Raw genomic sequence first — 25,551 nt, forward strand, 5'->3', positions numbered from 1 at the left:
GCGAGGAGACTGGGCGTTTTTGAACGCAGTAGCGAATTAACGCTTGGAGTATTGCGGACGCTTACGCGCTTTACGCAGACCCACTTTCTTACGTTCAACTTCACGTGCGTCACGGGTTACGAAACCAGCTTTACGCAGCGCGCTGCGCAGAGTTTCGTCGTAATCCATCAGAGCGCGAGTGATACCGTGGCGGATTGCGCCAGCTTGACCACTTACACCGCCGCCGATAACGGTGACGTAGATATCGAACTTCTCAACGGTCTCGGTCAGCTCCAGCGGTTGACGAACTACCATGCGGGCAGTTTCGCGACCGAAGAAGTTATCCAGGGAGCGGTTGTTGATCGAGATGTTGCCAGTGCCCGGACGCAGGAAAACGCGTGCGGTTGCAGTCTTGCGACGGCCAGTGCCGTAATTTTGAGTCGCCGACATAATGAACTATTCCGTTAAATCTTCAGTTCTTGGGGCTGCTGAGCAGTATGAGGGTGTGCAGCGCCCGCATAGACTTTCAGCTTACGGTACATGTCGCGACCCAGCGGGTTCTTAGGCAGCATGCCTTTTACCGCGGTCTCGATCACGCGCTCAGGGGCTTTGGCGATCAGCTTTTCGAAGTTGATCGACTTGATGCCGCCCGGGAAACCGGAGTGGGAGTAGTACATTTTGTCAGTGGTTTTAGCGCCAGTAACACGTACCTGCTCGGCATTGATCACGACGATGTAGTCGCCGGTGTCAACGTGAGGAGTGTACTCAGGCTTGTGCTTGCCACGCAGACGGCTCGCGATTTCGGTGGCCAGACGACCCAGGGTCTGACCAGCAGCGTCGACGACGAACCAGTCGCGCTTTACTGTTTCCGGTTTAGCAGTAAAAGTTTTCATTCTTTATAGCCTCAGGGGCCGCCCAGCAAAATAGACGGCGGATCTTACTGAATAGTGCTTACTTTGACAAGGTCAAAGGCAGCCGGACACAGACGCTATCGGGGGCTCGGGTCAGCGCGTCTGATATACGGCAAGATTCTTCGGCAGGCGGCGCATCACTTCCACTGCAGAAAGAGCTGCCGAATTATGCAGATTGCGAAAAAAATTTCAACCTGCTTTTATGATTGTTTTGCCAAGGGAGCACCCGATGGACTACCGCCAGCTGGGCCGAACCGATCTGAATGTGAGTGCAATTTGCCTGGGCACCATGACCTGGGGCGAGCAGAACACCGAGGCTGAAGCCTTCGCTCAGATCGAGCGGGCCAAGAACGCCGGAATCAACTTCATCGACACTGCCGAGATGTACCCGGTGCCGCCAAAGGCCGAAACCTACGCCACCACCGAGCGCTATATCGGCAACTGGTTCAAGCAGCGTGGCGACCGCGCCGACTGGGTCCTGGCCAGCAAGATCGCAGGTCCGGGCAACACCATCGACTACATTCGCGACAAACAGCTCAAGCACAACCGCAAGCATATAGTCGAAGCCGTGGATGCCAGCCTCAAGCGCCTGCAGACCGACTGGATCGACCTGTACCAACTGCACTGGCCCGAGCGCAGCACCAACTTCTTCGGCCAACTGGGCTACAAGCACCAGGCCGATGAAGACTTCACTCCGCTGGAAGAAACCCTCGAAGCCCTGGACGAGCAGGTCAAGGCCGGCAAGATCCGCCATATCGGTCTGTCCAACGAAACGCCATGGGGCACCATGAAGTTCCTTGCCCTGGCCGAGAGCCGTGGCTGGCCGCGGGCGGTTTCGATCCAGAACCCCTACAACCTGCTCAACCGCAGCTTCGAAGTAGGCCTGGCGGAAATTGCCATTCGTGAACAATGCGGCCTGCTGGCCTACTCTCCTCTGGCCTTTGGCTACCTGTCCGGCAAGTACGAAGGCGGCGCGCGGCCAGCCAAGGCACGGCTGAGCCTCTACAGCCGCTTCAGCCGCTACTTCAACCCTCAGTCGGAAGCAGCCTGCAGCCGTTATGTGGCGCTGGCCCGCGAGCACGGCCTGGATCCGGCACAAATGGCCCTGGCCTTCGTCACTCAACAGCCGTTCGTGACCAGCAACATCATCGGCGCCACCACTCTGGAACAGCTGGACAGCAACATCGCCAGCGCCGCCTTGAAGTTGTCGGATGAGGTCCTCGCCGGGATCGAGGCAATCCACAAGGATCACCCCAACCCCGCGCCTTAATAGGCCCACAGTTGCTGGCTTGCCAGCGAATGGATACGTCGCATAACCCGCTTCGCACCCTTCGCCGGCGGCCCGCTTCCTATAGTGAGCGGGCAATGATCTCCTTCATGATCTCGTTGGTCCCGGCATAAATGCGCTGCACCCGGGCATCGGCCCAGGCCCGGGCCACCGGGTACTCCCACATGAAGCCGTAGCCGCCGTGCAACTGCACGCATTCATCAAGCACCTTGCACTGCAGGTCAGTCCCCCAGTACTTGGCCATGGCCGCCGTCGGCACATCGAGCTTGCCCTGCAAGTGCAGCTCCAGGCAGCGATCGACAAATACCCGGCCGATCTGAATTTCCGTGGCCATTTCCGCCAGCTTGAAACGGCTGTTCTGGAAATCGGCAATTGCCTTGCCAAAGGCTTTGCGTTCGCGGGTGTATTCCAGGGTCCACTGCAACGCCGCCTCGGCACTGGCCAGGCCACCAATGGCCACGGTCAGGCGCTCCTGGGGCAACTCCTGCATCAAATAGGCAAAACCTGCCCCAGCCTGCCCCAGCAGATTCTCCTTGGGTACTCGCACATCCTGGAAGAACAGCTCGGAGGTGTCCTGAGCCTTCATTCCCACTTTCTCCAGGCGCTTGCCCTTGGAGAACCCGGGAGTATCGGCCTCAACCAGAAACAGGCTGGTGCCCTTGGCTCCGGCCTTGGGATCGGTCTTGGCCACGACTATCACCAGGTCCGCCAGGTAGCCGTTGGTAATAAAGGTCTTGGAACCATTGATCACGTATTCGTCGCCGTCGAGCACTGCCGTGGTCTTCACCCCTTGCAGGTCGGAGCCCGCCCCCGGCTCGGTCATGGCAATGGCCGTGACCATTTCCCCCGAGACCAGCCGGGGCAGGTACTTGTGCTTCAGCGACTCACTGCCGTAATGCAGGATGTAGGGCGCGACAATGTCCGAATGCAGGGAAAAACCAATGCCCGTCAGCCCCAGCCGGCCAATCTCCTCGATCACCACCGCGCTGTAGAGAAAGTCCGCCCCCAGGCCGCCGTATTCCTCGGGAATGTGCGAACACAGCATTCCGGCCTCCCCCGCCTTGCTCCACAACTGACGGTCGATATAGCCCTGTTTTTCCCATTCGCCATGGAAGGGCACTGCCTCTTTCTCAAGGAATGTACGCACGCTGTCACGGAAGAGTTCGTGCTCGGAGCTGAACAAGGTTCTAGGGATCATGCAGGCACCTGTGATGGTTATTGATCATGGGTTGGCTGCCAGAGCCTAAGGCTAGCCACCTGCACGGGACACTGGACACATCCGACAAAAAATAAGACGATCCAGCCGTCTGGTGACCACTTTCCCCTATAAGAACAATTGAATTATGTCTAACCAAACCTCCACGCCCTTGCGGCGCGTCAGCATCCTGGCTATCGACCGGGTTTTCGCTTCCACCCTCATGCAAGCCAAGGATTTCTTCCATCTGGCCAGCCTGCGCTACGGCAAACAACTGGGCCAAGGCCTGACCCCGGCGTTCGAAACCCGCCTGGTCAGCCCCGACGGTCAACCCGTATGCAGTTTCAGCGACGTGATCATGCCGGTGGACGGCCCGCTGGAAGACACCGATATCATCATCCTCCCGGCGTTCTGGGACGACTTCGACACCCTGTGCCAGCGTTACCCGCAGATCTTGCCCTGGCTGCGCGCCCAGCACGCTCGCGGCGCGGTGCTCTGCGGCGAAGCCACCGGGGTGTTCTGGCTGGCGGAAGCCGGCTTGCTCGATGGCAAGGAAGCCACTACCTACTGGCGCTTCTTCAGCGCCTTCAATGAGCGCTTCCCCAAGGTCCAGCTCAATCAGGACAAGCACCTGACCGACGCCGACAACCTCTACTGCGCGGGCGGTACCACCTCGGCCTGCGACCTGTACATCTACCTGATCGAACGCTTCTGCGGTGCCAACGTGGCCCAGGCCGTGGCCCGGGACATTCTCTATGAAGTACAGCGCAGCTACGCCCCAGGGCGCATCGGCTTCGGCGGCCAGAAGCTGCATCAGGACGTGATCATCCTGCAGATCCAGCACTGGCTCGAAGAGCACTTCGCCGACAAGTTCCGCTTCGAGGACGTGGCCCGCGAGCACGGCATGAGCATTCGCAACTTCATGCGCCGTTTCCAGACCGCCACCGGCGACAAGCCCCTGCATTACCTGCAGCGCCTGCGCATCGAAACCGCCAAGGGCCTGCTCTCGGGAACGCGCAAGAGCATCAAGACCATCAGCTACGAAGTCGGCTACGACGACGCCAGTTTCTTCGCCCGACTGTTCCGCCAGCACACCGAACTTTCACCCAACCAGTACCGCCAACAGTTCCAGCAACAGGCGGCATAAAAAAAGGGCCTGCAATGCAGGCCCTTTTTCATCTGGCAATGCTTATGGCTTGTGCGCCCGCGACAGGAACTCGTGGGACTGCATCTCCAGCAGGCGGCTAAGGGTGCGCTGGAACTCGAACGTCAGGCGGCCACCGGTGTAGAGGTCCTTGAGTTCGACCTCGGCGGAAATGATCAGCTTGACGTTACGGTCGTAGAACTCGTCGACCATGTTGATAAAGCGTCGGGCGATGTCGTCGGTGGTGACGCTCATCTGCTCCACGCCACTGAGCAACACGGCATGGAAGATCTTGCCCAGCTCGATGTAGTCGTTCTGGCTGCGCGGGCCGTCGCACAGTTCCCGGAAGTCGAACCAGGCCACATCATCGCAGGTACGCAATGCGCGGATCTCGCGGTTCTCGATGATCAACACATCGTTTTCCACCGCCTGGGTGCACTCCGGCGTCAACGCCCGGAAGCTCTTGCGCAAGCTTTCCTGTGCTTCTTCGTTCAATGGATAGTGGAACAGCTCCGCCTGCTCCAGGTGACGCAAGCGGTAGTCGACACCGCTGTCGACGTTGACGATCTCGGTGTTCTGCTTGATCAGGGCAATCGCCGGCAGGAAGCGCGCGCGCTGCAAGCCATCCTTGTACAAGCCGTCGGGGACGATGTTCGAGGTGGCGACCAGGGTCACGCCATTCCTGAACAGCTCCTCCATGAGGGTGCCAAGAATCATCGCGTCAGTAATGTCAGACACGAAGAATTCGTCGAAGCAGATCACCCGCGCCTCTTGCGAGAAACGCTTGGCGATGATGGTCAACGGGTTCTTCTCACCGCCCAGGGTCTTCATTTCTTCGTGTACGCGCTTCATGAAACGGTGAAAGTGCGTGCGTACCTTTTCCTTGAACGGCAAGGCTTCGAAGAAGGTGTCCACCAGATAGGTCTTACCGCGCCCCACTCCGCCCCAGAAATACAGACCCTTGACCGGCGTCTGGTCCTTCTTGCCAAAGAGCTTGCCGAGCAGGCCCGGCTTGTTTTGCTCGGCCGCGATCAGATCGTCATACAGGCGCTGCAGATGACGCACAGCCGTTTCCTGTGCCGCATCATGAAAGAAATCCGGGCGTTTCAGATCTGCTTGGTATCGTTCTAGGGGCGTCATAATTCGTTAGCAAGGCAACAAAAACGGGCCGTCACTTTAGCGACGGCCCTGGGGAATGGCAATCAGCCCTTGGTCGGGAAGATGCCGATTAGTCCTGCGCCGGGGTCAGAGCAATGCGCAGTGCATCTACAGCCGCGTCACGGGCGCTGGCATCGGCAAAGTCCGGGCTGTCCGCCACACAGGCGCCGTCCAGCCAGATACCGAATGCATTGCCCTCGGTCCGCAGATCCAGCTCCTGGCCCGATTGCAGTTGCTTGGTGACAGCACCTGCAGCCTTGCCATCAGCGAAATTGCGCGACAGCAGCAGTTGCTCGCCATCGGCCGACAGCAAACGGAAACGGAAGCTGCCGTCATCCTCGCGAAAGCTGATGAAACGCGCGGCCTTGGCGGCTTTTTTCTTGGTGGTGGCTGCCACCTGTACCTGGGCGGCGAAAGAGCGCAGGCCCACGGCTTCGCGCAGTTCGTTGAGGAACGGCGTGGCCACGGCACGGGCCTTGACGGCGCCGGCACGCAAGATGTCTTCCAGGTCCGAAGGGCGTGCGATCAGTTGGTGATAACGCTCGCGGGCTTCGCCCAGTTCGGCATCCAGCAATTGGAACAGGCGGTTCTTGGCTTCGCCCCAACCCAGGCCCTGAAGCAGCTCGCTGCGGAACTCGGCGGCTTGCGCAGGGGTGGAGAACGCCTGGTACAGGGTGAACAAATGAGAGTTGTCCGGATCCTTGGCCTCGCCTGGCGCCTTGGAGTCGGTGACGATCCGCGAGATCGCGTCCTTCATGTCCTTGGCGCTGGTGAACAGCGGGATGGTGTTGTCGTAACTCTTGGACATCTTGCGGCCATCGAGGCCTGGCAAGGTGGCAACGCTTTCCTCGATCAGCGCCTCGGGCATGGTGAAGAACTCCTTGCCCTGGCCGAACAGGTGGTTGAAACGCTGGCCAATGTCCCGGGCCATTTCCACGTGCTGGATCTGGTCGCGGCCCACCGGCACCTTGTGCGCGTTGAACATCAGGATGTCCGCCGCCATCAGTACCGGGTAGCTGTACAAGCCCATGGTGATGCCGGCGTCCGGGTCTTCACCGGCCTCGACATTCTTGTCCACCGAAGCCTTATAGGCATGGGCACGGTTGAGCAGCCCCTTGGCCGCCACGCAGGTCAACAGCCAGGTCAGCTCGGGGATCTCCGGGATGTCCGACTGGCGATAGAAAGTCACGCGTTCCACATCCAGGCCACCGGCCAACCAGGTGGCGGCGATTTCCTGGCGCGAACGCTGGATACGCAGCGGGTCATCGCACTTGATCAGTGCGTGGTAGTCGGCCAGAAAGTAGAAGGAGTCGGCATTGCTGTCGCGGCTGGCGACGATCGCCGGGCGGATCGCACCGGCATAGTTGCCCAGGTGCGGGGTGCCGGTGGTGGTGATGCCGGTGAGGATACGCGTACGAGTAGTCATGGGTAATCGCTTATCAGACTGCTATCAATTCGAAAGTCGCGGCAGCACCAGATCTTTCAGATCGGTGAGCTTGCCATGAAAAAAGTGCCCGCATTCTGCCACTTTCAGCAGCTCATGGGGGCGAACAAGCGCGTCGGACCAGTCGTAGACCGCCTGAGGGTCGATGACCTCATCGGTTTCCGGCTGGATCAGGGTCAACGGGCAGTTCTGCGGCAGCAGGTCGCTATCACGCAGGCGGGTGACTGCCGGCGCCACCATGAACAAGTGCTTGAGCTGCGTGCCCTGGCCTTCCAGACGCCCGCCAAGGCTGGCCGCGACAAAACCGCCAAAGGAGAACCCGAACAGGGTCAAGGGCAGTTGCGGATGCTGGGCCTGCAACCACTGGGCTGCCGCCTGGGCATCGTCGACTTCACCGCTGCCCATGTCGTGGCTGCCTTCACTGGCGCCCACGCCACGGTAGTTGAAGCGCAGGGTGGTCAGGCCGGCATCCCGCGCAGTGCGCTGCAAGGTGGATACCACCTTATTGAGCATGGTGCCGCCCTGCACCGGATTGGGGTGGCAGATCAGCGCCATCCCACGTGCATCGGGCACCTGCAGATACAGGGCTTCCAGTTGGCCCACCGGGCCGGCAATCACTACAGGGGTTTCACGCATAAGCAAGGAAGGAACTCCGTGACCTCGAAGGGGGTCGACTCGTCTAACAAATGGTCTGTGCCAATCTATTGCGAGTGAATCGCGGTATACAGCGCAGGTTCGAGCCGTTAACGTAAAGCAAAGCCGTTTATAGAGGAAGGACTCGTGGAACACTCGCTCTTAGTTTGGTTGTTGCCGACTCTTGCCCTGGTCGCGGGTGTCGCCATTGGATTCCTGGTCGCTCGCCTGCTGCCCAATGCCGCGCCTAACCGCACGCAGCGTCAGTTGGATGATATTCAGGAACGTTTCGACAATTATCAGAATGAAGTGGTCACTCACTTCAACAGCACCGCAACCCTGGTCAAGAAGCTGACCCAGAGTTACCAGGAAGTGCAGGATCACCTCGCCGAGGGCGCCAATCGCCTGGCCTTGGACGAACTGACCCGCCAGCGCCTGCTGGCCGCCTTGCACTCGGAATCGGTGCAGGCTCCACGTGAGCGCCTGACCCCTCCACGGGACCAGGAACCACCACGGGACTACGCGCCGAAGACGCCGAATGCCCCAGGCATGCTCGACGAGCAATATGGCCTGAAGAAGTAATACGCCTAAGCATTAAAAAAGCCCGCCCGATCTGCATCGGGCGGGCTTTTTTATGCCTGGGGTTCAGCCAGTCCGGTCAGGGATACTGCTGGTATTGCTGACCTTGCTGCTGATAGGGCTGCTGGTACTGCTGGTTCGGTTGCTGGTATTGCTGGCCCGGAATCGCCTTGAGGTTGACCTCGACCCGACGGTTCTGCGCACGTCCGTTGACATCGGCGTTGCTGGCGATCGGGTTGTCCGGACCGGCGCCACGAGCGGACAGATTGGAACCGCTGACCCCCTGGGACGTCAGGTAGGTCGCTACGCTCTGGGCGCGACGCTGGGACAGATCCATGTTGTGCTGACGGCTGCCGGTGCTGTCGGTGTAGCCGACGATCTCGATCTGGTTCTGGTTGAACTCACGCAGGGAGTTGGCCAGGTTGTTCAGGGGCTGGTAGAAGCTGGGCGCGATATTCGCCGAGTCAGTGGCGAAGGTGATATTGCCCGGCATGATCAGCTTGATCTGATCGCCCTGGCGCTGCACCTCGACCCCGGTGTTAGCCATGCTGGCGCGCAGTTTTTTCTCCTGCTGGTCAGCGTAGTAGCCATAACCTGCAGCGGAAGCACCGACCACTGCTGCACCGATCAAGGCCCCCTTGCCACGGTTGTTGTGGTCGATGGCAGCACCAGCCAACGCACCGGCCAAGGCTCCAAGCCCACCGTACTTGGCGGTTTTACTCATGCCAGACGAGCCGCCGTCGGCCTGCCCCTGGTTGTCATAGGGGTTAGGCGAAGCGCAGCCGGACAACAAGGCCACAGCAGTAGCGACAACAATCAAACGACGTGAGGTGAACATGGAAAGCTCCTACATTTTGCATTCTGTGGTGCAGCGGACGTTGGCAATAGACCTTTGCCGGCGTTGGAACACGCAGAACGGCAAAAATTCCGTGAACCGACGGGCAAATAGTCAGGCTCGCACGAACGGGTTCTGACGCATCTCATCTCCCAGCCGGGTGTCTGGGCCGTGCCCGGCAACCACTGTGGCGTCTTCGTCGAGGGTATAGAGACGCTGCTTGATCGAACGCACCAGCGTGGCCTGGTCGCCACCCCACAAATCCGTGCGCCCGACCCCGCGCTTGAACAGCGTGTCGCCGGCAATCAGAAGCTTAGCCTCGGAAAACCAAAAGCTCATGGAACCTGGGGTATGCCCTGGAGTGTGCAAGGCCACACCGCAACCGCAGGCCAGCTCTTCGTCATCACCCAACCAGCGATCCGGGGACGGCACAGGGGTGTAGGGCACGCCGAACATGCTGCACTGCATCTCAAGGTTGTCCCAGAGAAACTGGTCGTCCTTGTGCAAATGCAGGGTGGCGCCGGTCTTTTCCTTCATCTGCCCGGAGGCCAGGAAGTGATCCAGATGGGCATGGGTATGGATGATGCTCACCACCTTCAGGCCCAGTGCGTCCAGGCGCGCCATGATCAGGTCGGGGTTGCCGCCCGGATCGACGACTATGGCTTTCTTGGTCAGCGGGTCGCCAATGATGGTGCAGTTGCACTGCAGCGGGCCGACGGGGAAGGTTTCGCGGATGAGGCTGGGCTTGGCGGCGTCCATGGGAAGGCTCCAGAAAAATCGATGGGCCATTCTGTCACAGCTCGCCGCCACTGCTTACTCAGAACGCCAGTTGCAACGTTTCCTCGCCTTCTAGTGCCAACAGAAACTGCTTGGCCTCAAGACCGCCGGCGAAACCGGTGAGGCTGCCCGAGGCGCCGATCACCCGGTGGCAGGGGGCGACGATCGAGATCGGATTACGCCCATTGGCCGCCCCTACCGCACGCACGGCAGTGGGATTGCCGATCTGTCGGGCGATCTGGCTGTAACTGCGGGTTTCGCCGAAAGGAATGGTCAGCAGGGCTTGCCAGACCTGGCGCTGGAACTCGGTGCCGACAAAGTCCAGCTCAAGCTCGAAACGCTCGCGGGTACCGGCAAAGTATTCGCACAACTGGCGCTCGGTCTCCAGCAACAGCGGATGCTCCGCGGCTTCCTGCAGTGGGCCCAGGCGCACCCGGTTCTGCCGCTCGTGCTCCCACAGAATCGCCGCCAGCTTCGCTCCCCGGGCGACCAGGGTCAGTTGGCCAACCGGGGACGCCATTTTCTTGAATACGCAGGACATCGCAGTTCTCCTTCAATCCGCCAGGGAAATCAGGCCGGCAACCCTGGGGTTCGCCGCCTTCATCTCAGTACGCCTGCACTGTAGAACGAGATTTCAGCGCAAGAACCTCGTTTCTTGCGCTGGAACTCGAAGGCGGATCATTCTGGGCGCTGCCAGGCGGCGAGGCTAGTTGTCTTCGTCCACCAGGTAGCAATTGTCGCTGCTGCTAAGCCGGCCATGGGGGTCGACGATAAAGGCCCCCCGCCCCTGACCACACTCCAGCAAGTGCACCGGCGACAGCTCGCGCTGGCGGTCGATCTGGGCGTTGAAGCGCACGATATAGGCACCCAGGGAAATGGATACACACAGGATCAGCATCAGACACAGCACCAACTGGTCGGTGTAGCCGGCGCCGCTATCGTCAGACGATACCCGCGACATGCTCGGCCTCCGCCCGTTGCAGGTCATGCCCCAGCAGGAACAAGCTCAAGGGGCCGCCGTCCCCAAGGCGCACCATGGGTGCCCCGGACGGCAGGACGCAAGCCATCAGGCCGAGAAGAATCAACACCAGCAGGATGCCTTTGAGCACTGAAGACAGGTTCATGGCTGTGCCGCGCTCTGCAGTTAAGAAGAGCCTGAGCTTAGAGAGCGCCGGGTTAACAGCGGGTAAACATCAATGGAAAAGCCTCGGCTTCCGCTATCCTTCGGGCCATCGAGTGCCAAGGGTCCAAGGGGACGTTTCCGTGCATATTCACCTGCTGCTGGTCGAGGACAACCTCGACCTGGCCAATACCGTCATCGAGTACCTGGAAATCGGCGGCATCGTCTGCGACCACGCCAGCAACGGCCAGACCGGCCTTAACCTGGCCCTGAGCCAGCATTACGACGTGATCCTCCTCGACATCATGCTTCCGCGGCTGGACGGCCAGCAGCTGTGCGAACAACTGCGCCAGAACGGCAGCCAGACCCCCATCCTCATGCTCACCTCGCTGGATGCCCTGTCGGACAAGCTCGCCAGCTTTGCCGCCGGTGCCGACGATTATCTGGTCAAGCCCTTCGAACTGGCCGAGCTGGTGGCCAGGATCCGTGCCCTGAGCCTGCGCCGCAGCGGCCAGGCCAGCCGCCTGCAGGTGGCCGACCTGGTAATGGAGCTGACCACCCGCAAGGTCAGCCGCGCCGGCCAGGAACTGCACCTGTCGCCCATCTGCTGGACCCTGCTGGAATGCCTGATGCGCGCCAGCCCCGAGCCTGTCACCCGGGAACGCCTGGAGGCGACGATCTGGGGCGACGAGCCGCCCGACAGCAACACCCTCAAGGTGCATATGCACCGGCTGCGCAAGACTGTGGACAAGTCCTTCGACCAGCCCCTGATCCACACCCTTCCCGGTATTGGCATACAGCTGAGGTCACATGCGTAACGGCCTGAGTTTGAAATGGGTGATCAGCGGCAGCTTCCTGCTGCTGATTGCCGTGGTACTGCTGATCTACAGTCTGCTGCTGCCGGAATACAGCGTCCGCGGCCTGCTCTACACCGCCAGCGCGATGATGGAGGAAGAAGCCCAGTACTTCGCCAGGCACTACAACAAGGACCCCACGACCCCGCCGCCGCACAACTATTTCTATACCAGCGTCATCGGCAAGGAGGCGCTGCCCGAGAAGGTCCGCCAATTGCTGGACACGCCCCCGAGCCTGTCCTTCGGTGCAGTCCAGGTCTTTGGCGACCTGGATTCCGATGACGACGATGAAGGCCGGGCGATCCTTGCCCAACCCCTGGCGGACGGCAAGACCCTGTACATGTACGACGTCGACCATGACCAGGAAGAAGGTGGCGAAGTCGAGACGCCACTGTCCGACGCCTACCTGGACCGTGAACTGCACGGGGTGATTTTCATCAGCCTGGCGGTGTTCATACCGGCGCTGATCATCATTGCGCTGCTGGTCTGGTGGCTGGTGCGGCCCCTGGGCCGCCTGTCCCAGTGGTCCAGTACCCTCAAGGACCCCGACACGGTTGCCGGCGAACGGCCCAATTTCAGCTTCAAGGAATTCAATATGCTCGCCGACGCCCTGGCCCAGAGCATCCAACAGGTCCAGGCAGCCAGCCTGCGTGAAGGCCGGCTGCTGCGCTACACCAGCCATGAACTGCGTACCCCGCTGGCAGTGCTCAAGGCCAATATCGAGCTGCTGACCCTGCAATCCGGCGGCGCCCTGCCGCCGCCCCTGCAACGTATCGAACGCTCGGTGCTGAACATGCAGCGCATCGCCGAGACCTTGCTGTGGATGAGCCGCGAGCTGCCCGAAGCCCTGCCCGAGGAGCCCATCGACATGAGCGGGCTGGTCAACGAGCTGATCCAGGAGCAGCACTACCTGATCGGTACACGGGATATCGAACTGACCCTGGACATCAGCACCACGCCCTGCCGCCTGCCCCTGACCGCCTGCCGAATCGTGGTCGGCAATTTCCTGCGCAACGCCCTGCAATATGCCGATGACGGCACCATCGAGATCCACTTCGACTACCCGCGCCTGCGCATTCTCAACCGCATCCGCGAAGCCAAGCAGATCGAGCCTTCCAGCGACTACGGCTACGGCCTGGGCCTGGAACTGATGCGCCAGTTGTGTGCCCGCCTGGGCTGGCGCATCGACGTGCTGGTGGAGGAGCAACGCTTCAGCGTCACCCTGGACTTCGACGCCACCCCGACCGAAGAAGCCCCGCCCGCCGACCCCGGCGAGGAGAGTGCCTGAAGCCAAGCGAGGAAAAATGTGCTCGCAAGCGATGAAAAAACTGCCTTGGTCATGCCCTCCCTCCCGGCACTTGTGAGTATTGTTGCGGGACAAAAAAACACGCCGGGGGAGCCTTGCCGGTGCGTAACTTGCTTGCATCAAGCGCACTGCATGCGCGGTGATGCATGCAAGTCCCGGGTCACCCTGACCCGGCCGCCCTTCCCCCGTGCCCGGGCAAAGAACGAGGTTCGCTGTGGCTGCCTACAATCTGCGTCAACTGAAGTACTTCATCACCACCGTCGAGTGCGGTAGCGTCGCCGAGGCATCACGCAAGCTGTACATTGCCCAGCCGTCGATCTCCACCGCCATCAAGGGCCTGGAGGACAGCTTCGGCGTGCAATTGCTGATTCGTCACCATGCCCTCGGCGTCTCCCTGACCCCCAGCGGGGCACGTTTCTACCGCAAGGCCCAGGAGCTGCTGCGCATGGCCAAGGAGTTCGAGCAGAACGCCCTGGCAGACAACGACGTGGTCGCCGGACAGATCGACATCGGCTGCTTCGAAACCGTGGCACCGCTGTACCTGCCACAACTGATCGCCGGCTTCAGCGCGCTCTATCCCGGGGTGGAAATCCGCATCCGTGATGGCGAACAGCAGGAACTGGTACAGGGCCTGACCGGTGGCGCGTTCGATCTGGCGATCCTCTATGAGCATGACCTGGACGGCACCATCGAAACCGAGCCACTGATGCCGCCGCAACGGCCTTACGCCTTGCTGCCGGCCGGCCATCGCTACGCCAAGCAGCCCCAGGTATCGCTGCGCGACCTGTGCCTGGAGCCGATGATCCTGCTGGACGTGCAACCGAGCCGCACCTATTTCGTCAGCCTGTTCGAAGAACTGGGGCTGACGCCGCAGATTGCCTTCAGCTCACCGTCCATCGAGATGGTGCGCGGGATGGTCGGCCAGGGCTTCGGTTTCTCGATCCTGGTCACCCGCCCCCACTCGCCTTTTTCCTACGATGGCAAGCCGGTGGTGTGTGTCGACATTGTCGAGGACGTCACAGGTTCAGGCCTGGTGGCCGCCTGGCTCAAACGTGGCCAATTGACCAAGCCGGCGCGGTTGTTCGCCGACTACTGCAAGGAGCACCTGGCCCGCTAGCCCCGGCAGCCAGTGGCGCAGCGCCTACCCCAGCAACCCCAGCTCCTGGGCCCGGGCCACGGCCTGGGTCCGGCGCTCTACCCCCAGCTTGCTGTTGATATGGCTGGCATGGGTCTTCACCGTATGCAACGAGATGAACAGGCGCTCGCTGATTTCCTGGTTGGAGCAGCCCTGGGCGATCAACTGCAACACTGAAAGCTCCCGGGAGCTCAAGGACTCGTTATGGGCCACGATCTCCTGAGGTTCACGCGATGCTGCCGGCAACCGCTCCAGCAACGCCTGGGTCAGGGCTGTCGATACGCCCTGCTGCAACTGCTCACGCATCCAGACGGGATGGCCATGGAGCAATGCCATGAACGGCTGCACCGCGCCTCCAACCCCGGCCTCCAGAGCCTGGGCCAGGTCCTGGCGGGCCTGCGGACCGCGACCGGCCGCCAGCAACAGTGCGGCTTTCTGGGTCAGGGCCATGACGCTCAGCAACTGCCGGCCGCTTTGCTGGCCATGCTCGACCAACCGATTCAAGCGCTGCTCCGCCCGGCTCAGGTCGCCCTTGATGCTTTCAAGCTGGGCTTGCTGCAATTCGATGTGCAACGGCAGTTGCGGATGGAACTCCGGTGGCGCCGCCGCCTGTTCGCCGGTGTAGGTCTGGCCCAGGCGGGCCAGCCAGGCTTCGGCCAGATCGGTACGCCCCTGGGCCAGCCACAGCTCGCATTTCACCAGGGTGATCATTGCCAGGTAATAGATCGGTGGCACGTCCCAGATGTGCATCAAGCGCTCGGCTTCCGCCAGCTCGGCGAAGGCTCGGGAGAACTCGCCACCCAGGCCTTCCTGCTTGGCGATCACGCAGTGACCGATCAGCACGCTGATATCGCGACAGGCCCGGGCCTCCACCAGGCCGGCCTGCAAGCGCAACAGGCCGGCCTCGGGCTGGGCGCGCAGGGTCAGCAGATAACCGTCATACAGGGTCAACCGGGCCCGCACCGCATACAACCGCTGGGCCGACAGGCCCTGCAAGCGCCGCAGCCCCTGGTGTACCTCCTCCTGCGCCCGCAGCACTTCGCCGCGGGCCTGCAGGACCCGGGCACGGTCGTAGTGGGCCAGGGCTTCGAACAACGGATTGCCGACCCGTTGCGCCAGCTCCAGGGATTCACGATTGAGGCTGCGGGCCCGCCACAGATCGGCATCGGTAATGGCCAGGTTGGACAAGGTCGACAGGCACATCAGGCGCTGCCCATAACGTTTGGGCGGTAGGCTTTCCAGGGCCTCGCTGCAATAGGCCAGGGTGTTTTCCCGCTGGCCGCGGCCACGGGCGATGATTCCGCTCAGGGCCAGCCATTGCGCCAACATCGACTTCTGCGCCGTGGCCGAAGGGGCCGGCAGGAAACGACTCAGGTGATTGGCCAGTTCCTCCGCCGCATCCAGCTGGCAGGCCAGGCCCAGGGCCCAGCTGTAGAGCACGATCAGCCGCGGCGTGCTGATCAGCAGGCTGTCGGGCAGGTCCATCTTCCAGCGCAGCAGCATGCCGACGTTCTGTTCCGCCAGCAGTTGCTCTTCGGACAGGTTCTGCACCAGGTTGGCCGCCACGTCCAGGTGCCCGGCGCGCAGCGCTTGCTCCACCGCCTCGTCGAGCAGCCCCTGGGCGTTGAACCAGCGGCAGGCGCGCAGGTGCAGGCTGGCCGCTGGCACCAGGGCATTGGCCGTGGGCCGGGTGCGCAGCAGGTCGGAAAACAGGTGGTGATAACGATACCAATGGCCGTGTTCATCCAGGGGCACCAGGAATACCTGGTGGGCCTGGAGGAAACCCAGGATCTCGGCGCTGTCATGGGCTTCGCGAAGGGCATCGCACAGCTCGGCGCAAAACCGCTCCTGGGGCGCCGTGTCATACAGGAATGACTGCACTTCGGCGGGCAGGCAGTCGATGACCTCTTCCAGCAGGTAGTCGCGGATCAGCCCTTCCCCGCCATGCAGGCCCTGGGGTAGCGCGCCCCCGGCTCCCGCCTCGGATGCCGCCAGCAACCAGAAACGCAGCCCGGCCACCCAGCCTTCGCTGCGCTGAATCAGGTTTTCCAGGGCTTCGCCGCGCAGCGAACTGCTGTGCCGGTCGAGCAGGCTCAGGGATTCGTCGTGGGTCAGGCGCAAATCCTGCTCGTGCAGCTCCAGCAGTTGCCGGGACAACCGCAGCCGCGCCAGGTGCCAGTCCGGGCGTTGGCGGCTGGTGACCAGCACCAGCAAGCCATCGGGCAGGTGATTGAGAAAAAACTGCAGGCAACGATCGAGGACCGGCCCCTGGGCCAGGTGATAGTCGTCCAGCACCAGCAATAACGGACTGGCACCGGTCAATTGCACCGCCAGCTCATCCAGCAGGCCGTCCAGCCACTCTTCAAAGGCGAAGGGCTGGTGACGCTGACGCATTTTCAACAGGCCCAGGGACTGCCGTCCCAATTGGGGAAAGTACTGCTGCAGACCGGCCAACAGACGCTCGAGGAAACGCCCGGGATCGCTGTCCCGGCGGCTCAACCCCAGCCACAGGCTCTGCCAGTTATCCGGCAGCCCCTGGCAAAACTCCACGGCCAGCGAGCTCTTGCCAAACCCGGCAGGCGCACAGACCAGCAGCAATCGCCCCTTCAACCCGGCGCTCAGACGCTCGCAAAGACGCGGCCGCTGCACGTATCCATCGGGCAGGGGGGGTCGATAAAAACGCCCCTCCAGAGCGGGGATCACCGCGCTGGCAGGCCGTTGCAGGGGGGACAGGTCAGTCATGGCCAACTCTTATTGATGTACGGTTGTCGGCGTAGCAGATGTCCGCAGACTAGCGGTAAAAGGCCACCTGTTGAAGATTTTTGCGACCATTCGGGCGAAAAAGACTATGAGCAAATTGGTCAGATAACTCTGAATGATTAAAAGATATTTCGTTTATTTATTGATTAAGTGGCTAATTAGCTTCGAGAAAGCTGCCTGTACCTGGATGGATTCCAAGGCCGGGCCCTCAGGCAAAAAAAAGCCCCGAACCAGGTCGGGGCTTTTTCCGAGGATGCGGCCTCTATTTGCAGCGGCTCAGCGAACCCCGTCCTGACGCAGGGCGGCTGGGGTGAAATCGCTGGTGGTGGCGGTGAAACCGAAGTCGTAGGCCTGTTTCTCTTCGTTCTTCATGCCTAGGGCCAGGTAGCGGCCGGACTGCAGGTCGTAGAGGGTTTCCAGGGCGTACCACGGCACTTGCTTGTCGTAGTAGTTCTCGGCGTGAGCCTCGGCCACGCGCCACAGCTGGCCACGACCGTCGTAGTGGTCGATCACCGCTGCCTGCCAGGTGTCTTCGTCGATGTAGAAGTCACGCTTGGCGTAGATATGGCGCTGGCCTTCCTTCAAGGTTGCCACCACATGCCAGACCCGGCGCAGCTCATAGCGAGCCAGGTCCTGGTTGATGTGGCCGGCCTTGATGATGTCGGCGTACTTCAGGGTCGGCGAGTCGAGCTTGTAGCTGTCGGAAGCGATGTACATCTCCTTCTTGCCTTCCAGCTTCCAGTCGTAGCGATCCGGCGCACCGTTGTACATGTCCAGGTTGTCGGAAGTACGCAGGCCGTCGGCAGCGGTACCCGGACCGTCATAGGACACTTGCGGGGCGCGGCGTACGCGGCGCTGGCCAGCGTTGTAGACCCAGGCCGAGCGCGGCTCCTTCACTTGGTCGAGGGTTTCGTGCACCAGCAGCACGCCACCGGCCAGGCGCGCCGGCGCGGTCACTTTCTGCTTGAAGTAGAACAGGATGTTGCCCGGGTTCTTCGGATCGTAGTCCTTCATCTTGTCGCGGAACACGAACTGGTCCTGGAAGTACACCAGGCTGTAGGAGCCGTTGGCCTGTGGCGTGGCCTGGGTCACCAGGCGGGTCACACTGCCACCGCGATAGCGGGTGATGTGGTTCCAGATGACTTCCACGCCGCTTTTCGGGATCGGGAACGGAATCGCGGTTTCGAAGTTCTCCAGGCCGTTGCCGCCGGACACCAGGTTGGTGCTGGTGGCGTTGCGCTTGATCGCGGCGAACACGTCAGCCGGCACGGTGGCCCCGCGATGGGACGGGTAGACCGGCATCTTGAAGGTTTCCGGGTAGCGCTTGAACATCGCGTACTGCCCCGGCGCCAGCTTGTCCTTGTACTGCTCGACGTTCTGCGCGGTGATGGTGAACAGCGGCTGCTCGCTGCCGTAGGGGTTGGACAGGAAACCCTTGCTGTCCACGGTGCCAGCATTGGTCGCCAGTGGCTTCCAGGCCGGAATGGTGCCGGCGGCATTGCCGGCCATTTCCGCGCCCATCGGCGTCAGGCTGGTACCCAGCTTGGCGGCTTCATCGGCCGAGACCGCGGCCATGACCCCGGTGGCCAGCAGTGACAGTCCCAGCACACCGACGTGCAACAGACTCTTGGTGATTTTCATATTGTTGTTCTTCCTGAAAATGCAGTGTGCTTAGAAGTTCACGCCAACGCTCAAGGCGAGGAAATCCCGGTCATCCACGGTGCTGTAGTCGCCACCGAAGAAGTTGGTGTAGGCCAGGCTCGCGGTGTAGGTGTTCTGGTACTCGGCATCCAGCCCCAGGCTGATGGCCTTGCGGCCTTCTTCGAAGTTGCCGCCAGGACCTGGCGAGTAACCCTTGACGTCATGGGACCAAGCCACGTTCGGCTTGAGGTTCACACCAGCGAACACATCCGGGTACTCCCAAATGGCACGGCCGCGGTAGCCCCAGGAGGTGGCGGTGGTGAAGCCATCGTTGTTGCAGTTGGCGCTCAGATTGCTGGCGTCTGCGCCAGGACCTGCACCGGCAATGGTGGTGGAGTTAAGCGCACGACAGGTGTTTTGCCCGCCGGTGGCTGGCAAGGCGCCAGGACCAAACACCGGATCACGTCCATAGCGGACATCCGACTTGCTCTCGAGACCGCCGACGTGGGTAACCCCCACCTCACCCACCAGCGTCAGACGGCTGGCGCCCATGACTTGATCGAAGAAGTGCGTGAAGGTGGTCTGGAACTGAGTGACTTCTTTGCGGCGATAGCCGTGAAGGTCCTGCCCCGCTACACCTTCAAGCAACGAGGCGTTGGCAAATGCCCCCTTCAGAGGTCGAACGGCGGAATAGAGAATATCGGTAGAGTTGAGTTGTACAGGCGCATTCGGCCGGTAGCTGATTTCACCGCTCCAGGCCGTCCCCGTAGGCAGGGTGGTGGAGAAACTCAAGCCATACAGGCGAATGTCTTCTGGATACTCAACGAAGTACTTCGAATTACCGGCGATCCATACCGGCGCCAAAGTGCCGAAGCCAGGAGCAATGTTGTAAGCCGACTGTGGTGCCGCCGTGGCACTGAAGATCGGCGCTCGGCTGTGATAGTTCATGAAGTAGGCGCCGAACTCGGTGTCCAGCGGCTCGAAGTTGTAGTGGAACGCCGCACCGAACTGGCCGCTGTCACGGGCATCGCGGTCGCCACTGCGACGCACCAGCGTGCCTTCTTCGTTGACGTCGACACCACGAGCCTGCATCGCGGCCAGGGCCGCGCGCCCCGGTGCCGTGGCGGCGATGGTCGAACGCTTGGCCAGCAGTCGCAGGTTGTCGTCACAGCCATCGGAAATGTTGTCCGGCTGCGAGAAGAAGGTGCCGCAGTTATCGGTAACGGTCTGGTCCCATTCCAACTGGTAGAACGCTTCGGCCGACAGGTTCTCGGTCAGGTTCTGGGAGATGTAGAACATGTTGACCGGAATCAGACCTTCCTTGACCTCGGCACCGGGACGGCGGAACGCCGACACGTCGATCGGGTTGATCGAGTTGATACCGCCACCAATGAAGGTACTTTCGCCCCAGCTCACCACCTGCTTACCGAAACGCACGGAGCCCGGCTCATCGGCAATGGAATAGTTGTGATAGATGAAGGCATCGAGAATCTGCCCGCCGGAAGACTTGGCGCCCTCTTTACGGTTGTCGTTGCTGACGTTCTTGAAGTCCAGGTCTTCGTCCTGGAGCTTGAAGTCATACCAGTACTTGCCACGGACAAACACACCGGTATCGCCGTACTTCAATTCCAGGTCATGGATACCCTTGAAGATCTTCGAGAAGGTCTGGCCCTTGTTGAAGTTCAAGTGGCCGTCATCGGTGGTCTGGGACAGGCCCTTGCCGCCGTTGTTGACCCCGATCAGGTCCTTGTTGCGCCCGGCGGTCGACCAACTGGCCCCCACCGACAGGGACGAATCGAAGCTGCCTTCGATTTCACCGATATTGAAGCTGACGCCGAATGCCGGCCCGGCGAGCGTGGAGGCGAGACCGACGGCCAGGGGCAGTTTCGCCCGGCGCCAGAACTGGTTTGCTGATGTCATCGACGCTACTCCATGTGCATTATTGTTATGGCAGTACGCTCTTCTGAAAACGCTTCGAATACCGGTTGAATGAACACTTGTCCCGGCTCCGAAGTTGCGTGGCGCGAGCACCCCGCAATGCTCCGTCGTTCAGAAAAATCCGTGAACGGACTATATCCAGCAGGGATTACTGCTTGATCCCTCTAAAGTGTGATTTGCAGCCACCCACCGCACTGGAACAGCCCTTTGCCATAACCTTTGAAAAACGGCGCGGCAAGAATGACTGAAAAATCCGTGAGTACAAGGCAAAGGCTTGCCGGGTGGGCATGCCGTGCCCTGGCGGGCACGGCAGAGGACGCTCAGAGCGTGGAGAGGAAGGTGCTGTTGCTGGCCTGCCACTCGCTGATGTCGACGCGGATGCGCTTCTTGTCGAGCTTGCCAACGCTGGTCTTGGGAATTTCAGTAACAAGGGCGATCTGACTGGGAATCGCCCACTTGCTCAGGTGGCCCAGCTCGACGAAGGGCTTGAGGTGTTCCTTGAGCTCGCGGGCGCCAATCTCATGGCCCTCGCGGATGACCAGCAGGGCGAATGGGCGTTCGCCCCACTGCGGATCGGCAATGCCCACCACTGCTACTTCACGTACCGCCACGTGGCGGCTGATGAGGTCCTCCAGGTCCAGGGAGGAGATCCACTCGCCACCGGTCTTGATCACGTCCTTGATCCGGTCGCGGATGTCGATCACCCCCATGCTGTCCAGGGTTGCCACGTCACCGGTATGCAGCCAGCCGCCTTCCCAGAGCTCGGCGCCTTTTTGCGGCTCGTTGAAATAACCTTCGCTCAGCCAGGGCGCCCGCAGCACCAGCTCGCCCTGGGCCTCGCCGTCCGCCGGGAGGAAGTTGCCTTCGGCATCGATGATCGCCGCCTCCACCAGCGGCCCCGGTACTCCGGCCTTGATGCGGTAGGTGGTGCGCTCGTCCTCGCTGCCCGCCATCAGTTCATCGTTCAGGTGTGCACAGGACACCAGCGGTCCGGTTTCCGACATGCCGTAGGCAGCCGTCAGCTGGATGCCCTTGGCCTTGGCCGCCTCGTACAGCGCGCGGTTCAGCGCACTGCCGCCGATGACGATCTTCCAGCCGCCGAAATCCGTACCCTGGGCCGCCTTGGCATTGAGCACCATCTGCAGGATGGTCGGCACGCAGTGAGAGAAGGTGACCTTCTCCCGGCGCCACAGCTCCACCAGGTACTCCGGGTCGTAGCGCCCGGGATAGACCTGCTTGAGCCCGAGCATGGTGGCCACGTACGGCAAGCCCCAGGCGTGCACGTGGAACATCGGGGTGATGGGCATGTACACATCGTTGGTGCCCAGCAGGCGCACGCTGTCGATGGCCCCCATGATGGTGGACACCCCCAGGGTGTGCAGCACCAGCTGGCGGTGGGTGAAGTACACGCCCTTGGGGTTGCCGGTGGTGCCGGTGGTGTAGAAGGTGGTGGCCACCGAGTTCTCGTCGAAATCCTCGAACGCGTACTGGGGGCCGGCGGCGGCGAGCAAGGTCTCGTACTCGCCCACCAGGTTCGGCAGCTCGGCAGTTTTCTCCGGGGCATCGGTGAGCAGCAGGGTTTTCTCCACCGTGGTCAGGTGCCCGGCAATCGCCTGGTACAGGCCGACGAACTCGCTGTTGACCAGCACGAAGCGGTCCTCGGCATGGTTCATGGTGTAGAGAATCTGCTCCGGCGACAGACGCACGTTGATGGTGTGGATCACCGCACCGATCATCGGGATGGCAAACATGCACTCCAGGTAGCGATGGCTGTCCCAGTCCATGACCGCCACGGTGTCCCCCGCCCTGACCCCGGCCGCGGTCAGCACATTGGCCAGGCGCGCCACCCGCTCGATCAGGGTCGGATAGGTGTAGCGCAACTGGTCACGGTAGATGATCTCGCGGGTTTTTTCGTAGCGGGTGCCGGACATCAGCAAGCGCTTGATCAGAAGTGGGTATTGGTAGGCGCCTTCGGCGGGAGGAATAACGCGAGTCTGCAACATAAGAATCCCTTTTCTGACGGCTCGGTCGTGACTGGAGGATAACCACTCTAGAGCTCCTGCGCGCCCGCTAAATCAGCCAAAGGAATGATTTGCAGGGCCGTACAAATACTAGCTTCAGGCCAGTATTGTTACGGCCCTGCACGACCTCAGGCGCTTTGCCCCACGGCTGCCTCCGCCGGGGTGCGGGGAAAGGCCAGCGCCGCGGCAAACGTCAGCGCCGCGACCCCCGCCAGGACCAGGTACAGGCCACTCAGGCCCTGACGCGGTTCCACCAGAGCAATCAGCGGAATCGCCGTGGCACTGGCACCGAACGACAGGCAGTAACGCAAGGCGAAGATTCGCGACTGCCACTGGGGCGCAACGAAGTTGGCGACCATGGCATCGTTCACCGTGACCTGGCCGAACACCACGAACATGAAGGCCGCACCCAGGACGATCACACCCCAACCCTGGCTGTCGGCCATCGCCAGCAGCAACGGGGCCTGGAGCAGGGTCAAAATGATGAACGGCCACTTCAGGCTGAAGCGGTGCAATACCCGGCCGATCAACAACTGCGCCACTGCGCCGAAGGCATAGGCCAGGCTGACCACCACCCCCAGGGTCTGCGGCGAGGTGAACAATTCATGCAGGCGTTCCTGGAACAGCTTCGGGTAAGTCATGGTGGTGGCGTTGAAGACCACCCCGCCAGTGGCTGTGGCCAGGGCCAGCACGCCGAACACCAGGAACATGGAGATCTGCTGCCCGCCCTTGCCCTTGAGCGGCACATGGGCGCGTGCGGGGGCAGGCTCGTCACGCACCTGCAAGGCAAAGCCGACACCCAGAAGGATGGCCACGCTCCCCGGCAGGATGAACGCCGAGCGCCAGCCGAACTGCGCCACCAGCAAGCCGGTAATCAAGGCCGAGAAGGCCACGCCGAGGTTGCCCCACATACCGTTGATGCCGATCTCGCGCCCGCGATTCTGCGCATAGGCCACCAGCATCGCGGTGCCCACCGGATGATAGATAGCGGCGAATATTCCCATCAGGGTCAGCCCGATCACCAGCATGCTCGGGCTATTACTGAGCCCGGTGAGGATCGAAGCGCCACCGATGCCGAAAAAGAACAGCAGCATCATCTGCCGCCGACTCCAGTGATCCCCCAGCCAACCGGCCGGTAGCGAACAGGCGCCAAAAGCGATGAAACCACCCAGGGACAGACCGATCAGCCCGGCATAGTCCAGGCCAAAGGCCTGGGTCATGCCCAGCACGGCAGCGGGAAAGATCAGCATGAACATGTGATCGATGACATGGGCGGCGTTGACGTAGCGGATGACGTTTCGGGCTTGATTCATGGCGACACACCGGGGGTTGGTTGTTGTGCCGCCTATGCTAATTTGGCAATCCACCGCATTTCTGACAACAAAGTCATTGGACCGGACATGTTAATCGACCACTTCCACCATGGGCCGGTCAGCGCCTATCCCCGGGACTACCCCGACGCCGGGCATCAACCATTGCACCGCCATCGCGAGGCGCAGTTTCTCTACGCCGCCTGCGGCACCATGCGCCTGGTCACCGCCCAGGGCGCCTGGGTGATCCCACCGAGCCGGGCGGTGTGGATCCCGCCACTGGTGGAGCATGAAATCTTCATGGTCGGCGAGGTGCGCATGCGCTCTCTGTTCATCGACCCGGAGCTGTCAGCGCCCGCATTGCGCCAATGCTGCGTCCTGGCGGTCACACCGCTGCTGCGGGAGTTGATCCTGCGTGCCGTGCAAGGTCCGGAACAAGCGGAAAACCCCTTGATCCAGCAATTGATGCTGGAAGAAATCGCCGCCCTGGAAAACCTTCCGCTGCACATTCCCATGCCCCAGGACCGGCGCTTGCAAGCCATCTGCCGGACCTTGATACAGACCCCGGATCACCCCCACACCCTGGAAGACTGGGCGCAGCAGGTCGGCGCCAGTTCACGAACCCTGGCGCGGCTGTTCCAGCAGCAGGTGCAGATGAATTTCAATGCCTGGCGCCAGCAGGTGCGCCTGATGGAAGCCCTGCCACGCCTGCTCGCCGGGGAAAGCGTGCACAGCGTGGCCGACTCGCTGGGATACGGCAGCGCCCGGGCCTTCAGCGCGATGTTCTGCCGTTTGCTCGGGGATACGCCACGGCATTACGTGGCGGCCTTGAATCAGCTCAGCGCAATCAATGCATCTCGGTGAAGGCCAGCTTCACGCCGATGGCGATCAGCACTGCGCCCATGGTGCGGTCGAACCAGTGGCCCATGCGGGCAAAGCCGGCACGAACCCGCTGCTGGCTGAAGAGCATGGCCACCAGGCAGAACCACACAGCGGTGGCCACCGCCAGATACACGCCATACCCGGCCTGGATCGCCAGCGGCGTATGCGGGTTGATCACCACGGTGAACAGCGAGAGAAAGAACAGCGTCGCCTTGGGGTTCAGGCCATTGGTGACAAAGCCTGAAGTGAAGGCCCCACGCGCAGTGCGGACCCCGGCTTCCTTGTGCAGGTCGTCGGCCGCCGGTTTGGCCGGCTGGGCACGCAGGGCCTTGTAGCCGATGTACAGCAGGTAGGCCGCAGCCAGCCACTTCAGTGCGTTGAACAGAACGATGGACTGGGAAACGATCAGGCCGATCCCCAGCAGCGAGTAACCCACGTGCAGGAAGATTGCGCAGCCCACGCCCAGCGCGGTCCAGGTGCCGGCTCGACGGCCGTGGGTCACGCTTTCACGCACCACCACGGCGAAGTCCGGGCCGGGGCTGGCCACTGCCAGAAGATGGATGAGGGCAACGGTCAAGAACTCGGTGAAGTACATGCAGGCTCCTGTGTATGTCTAATTATTTCATCTGTTAGGCTCGGCA

General features: G+C 61.6%; 24 protein-coding genes. 7 read left to right on the forward strand and 17 right to left on the reverse strand.

Translation table 11 applies throughout. The features are described from left to right. Positions 1-36: 36 nt before the first annotated feature. Entirely contained in the window at positions 37-429 is a 393-nt protein-coding gene (gene rpsI, locus PFLCHA0_RS25230) for a 30S ribosomal protein S9 (protein WP_003228056.1), read from the reverse strand. 14 nt (positions 430-443) lie between these two features. Then, complete coding sequence (rplM, locus tag PFLCHA0_RS25235; RefSeq protein ID WP_007928449.1) at positions 444-872, reverse strand: 50S ribosomal protein L13; 429 nt, start codon at positions 870-872, stop codon at positions 444-446. Between the two features lie 247 nt (positions 873-1,119). On the opposite strand from rplM, the gene PFLCHA0_RS25240 reads away from it, so the two are divergent. Continuing rightward, entirely contained in the window at positions 1,120-2,160 is a 1,041-nt protein-coding gene (locus PFLCHA0_RS25240) for an NADP(H)-dependent aldo-keto reductase (RefSeq protein WP_015636936.1), read from the forward strand. Between the two features lie 79 nt (positions 2,161-2,239). On the opposite strand, the gene PFLCHA0_RS25245 is transcribed toward PFLCHA0_RS25240, so the two are convergent. Next, positions 2,240-3,376: an acyl-CoA dehydrogenase family protein gene (locus PFLCHA0_RS25245; protein ID WP_011063331.1), complete on the reverse strand. Its 1,137-nt coding sequence runs from the start codon at positions 3,374-3,376 to the stop codon at positions 2,240-2,242. Positions 3,377-3,620: 244 nt separating this feature from the next. Between PFLCHA0_RS25245 and PFLCHA0_RS25250 the strand changes: the two genes are divergently transcribed. Continuing rightward, positions 3,621-4,520, forward strand: coding sequence for a GlxA family transcriptional regulator (locus tag PFLCHA0_RS25250; protein WP_169892244.1), 900 nt, complete (start codon positions 3,621-3,623; stop codon positions 4,518-4,520). 42 nt (positions 4,521-4,562) lie between these two features. Here PFLCHA0_RS25250 and zapE read toward each other — a convergent pair whose 3' ends face one another. The 3 genes from zapE to PFLCHA0_RS25265 form a co-directional block, all read right to left on the reverse strand. Then, the gene (gene zapE / locus PFLCHA0_RS25255; RefSeq protein WP_011063333.1) at positions 4,563-5,657 is read right to left on the reverse strand and encodes a cell division protein ZapE; all 1,095 of its coding nucleotides are present in this window, start codon (positions 5,655-5,657) and stop codon (positions 4,563-4,565) included. 88 nt (positions 5,658-5,745) lie between these two features. Beyond that, positions 5,746-7,101 carry a tryptophan--tRNA ligase gene (locus PFLCHA0_RS25260; protein WP_015636937.1) on the reverse strand — a complete coding sequence of 452 codons (1,356 nt, stop codon included), beginning with the start codon at positions 7,099-7,101 and terminating at the stop codon, positions 5,746-5,748. 24 nt (positions 7,102-7,125) lie between these two features. Then, positions 7,126-7,755, reverse strand: a complete 630-nt coding sequence (locus tag PFLCHA0_RS25265; protein ID WP_015636938.1) for an alpha/beta hydrolase — start codon at positions 7,753-7,755, stop codon at positions 7,126-7,128. Positions 7,756-7,899: 144 nt separating this feature from the next. Here PFLCHA0_RS25265 and PFLCHA0_RS25270 point away from each other — a divergent pair, with 144 nt between their 5' ends. Continuing rightward, positions 7,900-8,334 carry a Z-ring associated ZapG family protein gene (locus tag PFLCHA0_RS25270; RefSeq protein ID WP_011063336.1) on the forward strand — a complete coding sequence of 145 codons (435 nt, stop codon included), beginning with the start codon at positions 7,900-7,902 and terminating at the stop codon, positions 8,332-8,334. 76 nt (positions 8,335-8,410) lie between these two features. Here PFLCHA0_RS25270 and PFLCHA0_RS25275 read toward each other — a convergent pair whose 3' ends face one another. The 5 genes from PFLCHA0_RS25275 to PFLCHA0_RS31750 form a co-directional block, all read right to left on the reverse strand. Next, complete coding sequence (locus PFLCHA0_RS25275) at positions 8,411-9,169, reverse strand: OmpA family lipoprotein (RefSeq protein ID WP_011063337.1); 759 nt, start codon at positions 9,167-9,169, stop codon at positions 8,411-8,413. Between the two features lie 111 nt (positions 9,170-9,280). Continuing rightward, positions 9,281-9,925: an MBL fold metallo-hydrolase gene (locus PFLCHA0_RS25280; protein ID WP_015636939.1), complete on the reverse strand. Its 645-nt coding sequence runs from the start codon at positions 9,923-9,925 to the stop codon at positions 9,281-9,283. A gap of 58 nt (positions 9,926-9,983) precedes the next feature. Further along, on the reverse strand, positions 9,984-10,484 hold the full coding sequence (locus PFLCHA0_RS25285; protein ID WP_015636940.1) for a methylated-DNA--[protein]-cysteine S-methyltransferase: 501 nt from the start codon (positions 10,482-10,484) through the stop codon (positions 9,984-9,986). 165 nt (positions 10,485-10,649) lie between these two features. Further along, a complete protein-coding gene (locus tag PFLCHA0_RS25290; RefSeq protein ID WP_015636941.1) occupies positions 10,650-10,904 on the reverse strand; it encodes a hypothetical protein in 255 nt (84 codons plus the stop codon). Continuing rightward, a complete protein-coding gene (locus PFLCHA0_RS31750; RefSeq protein WP_011063357.1) occupies positions 10,885-11,067 on the reverse strand; it encodes a hypothetical protein in 183 nt (60 codons plus the stop codon). The genes PFLCHA0_RS25290 and PFLCHA0_RS31750 overlap by 20 nt, the downstream gene beginning before the upstream one ends. A 139-nt stretch (positions 11,068-11,206) precedes the next feature. On the opposite strand from PFLCHA0_RS31750, the gene PFLCHA0_RS25295 reads away from it, so the two are divergent. The 3 genes from PFLCHA0_RS25295 to PFLCHA0_RS25305 all read left to right on the forward strand — a co-directional run bounded on the left by PFLCHA0_RS25295 (position 11,207) and on the right by PFLCHA0_RS25305 (position 14,340). Next, positions 11,207-11,881, forward strand: a complete 675-nt coding sequence (locus PFLCHA0_RS25295; protein ID WP_011063358.1) for a response regulator transcription factor — start codon at positions 11,207-11,209, stop codon at positions 11,879-11,881. Then, positions 11,874-13,205 carry a sensor histidine kinase gene (locus tag PFLCHA0_RS25300; RefSeq protein ID WP_015636943.1) on the forward strand — a complete coding sequence of 444 codons (1,332 nt, stop codon included), beginning with the start codon at positions 11,874-11,876 and terminating at the stop codon, positions 13,203-13,205. The genes PFLCHA0_RS25295 and PFLCHA0_RS25300 overlap by 8 nt, the downstream gene beginning before the upstream one ends. Positions 13,206-13,437: 232 nt before the next feature. Beyond that, positions 13,438-14,340, forward strand: coding sequence for a LysR family transcriptional regulator (locus PFLCHA0_RS25305; protein WP_011063360.1), 903 nt, complete (start codon positions 13,438-13,440; stop codon positions 14,338-14,340). 24 nt (positions 14,341-14,364) lie between these two features. Here PFLCHA0_RS25305 and PFLCHA0_RS25310 read toward each other — a convergent pair whose 3' ends face one another. The 5 genes from PFLCHA0_RS25310 to PFLCHA0_RS25330 form a co-directional block, all read right to left on the reverse strand. Beyond that, on the reverse strand, positions 14,365-17,100 hold the full coding sequence (locus tag PFLCHA0_RS25310) for a LuxR C-terminal-related transcriptional regulator (protein WP_015636944.1): 2,736 nt from the start codon (positions 17,098-17,100) through the stop codon (positions 14,365-14,367). 294 nt (positions 17,101-17,394) lie between these two features. Continuing rightward, positions 17,395-18,759: a DUF1329 domain-containing protein gene (locus PFLCHA0_RS25315; RefSeq protein WP_011063362.1), complete on the reverse strand. Its 1,365-nt coding sequence runs from the start codon at positions 18,757-18,759 to the stop codon at positions 17,395-17,397. Positions 18,760-18,789: 30 nt separating this feature from the next. Continuing rightward, positions 18,790-20,679 (reverse strand): DUF1302 domain-containing protein, encoded by a 1,890-nt coding sequence (locus PFLCHA0_RS25320; RefSeq protein WP_015636945.1) that lies wholly within the window; start codon positions 20,677-20,679, stop codon positions 18,790-18,792. 338 nt (positions 20,680-21,017) lie between these two features. Next, positions 21,018-22,700, reverse strand: a complete 1,683-nt coding sequence (locus PFLCHA0_RS25325; protein WP_015636946.1) for a fatty acid--CoA ligase — start codon at positions 22,698-22,700, stop codon at positions 21,018-21,020. 146 nt (positions 22,701-22,846) lie between these two features. Further along, positions 22,847-24,031 (reverse strand): MFS transporter, encoded by a 1,185-nt coding sequence (locus PFLCHA0_RS25330; RefSeq protein WP_015636947.1) that lies wholly within the window; start codon positions 24,029-24,031, stop codon positions 22,847-22,849. A gap of 87 nt (positions 24,032-24,118) precedes the next feature. Between PFLCHA0_RS25330 and PFLCHA0_RS25335 the strand changes: the two genes are divergently transcribed. Beyond that, positions 24,119-24,892 carry an AraC family transcriptional regulator gene (locus PFLCHA0_RS25335; RefSeq protein WP_015636948.1) on the forward strand — a complete coding sequence of 258 codons (774 nt, stop codon included), beginning with the start codon at positions 24,119-24,121 and terminating at the stop codon, positions 24,890-24,892. Here PFLCHA0_RS25335 and PFLCHA0_RS25340 read toward each other — a convergent pair. Further along, complete coding sequence (locus PFLCHA0_RS25340) at positions 24,876-25,505, reverse strand: LysE family translocator (RefSeq protein WP_011063367.1); 630 nt, start codon at positions 25,503-25,505, stop codon at positions 24,876-24,878. The two genes, PFLCHA0_RS25335 and PFLCHA0_RS25340, sit on opposite strands and share 17 nt — an antisense overlap. Positions 25,506-25,551: the final 46 nt, after the last annotated feature.

It is taken from the genome of Pseudomonas protegens CHA0, from assembly GCF_000397205.1.
In the GTDB taxonomy this organism is placed as follows: Bacteria; Pseudomonadota; Gammaproteobacteria; order Pseudomonadales; family Pseudomonadaceae; genus Aquipseudomonas; species Aquipseudomonas protegens.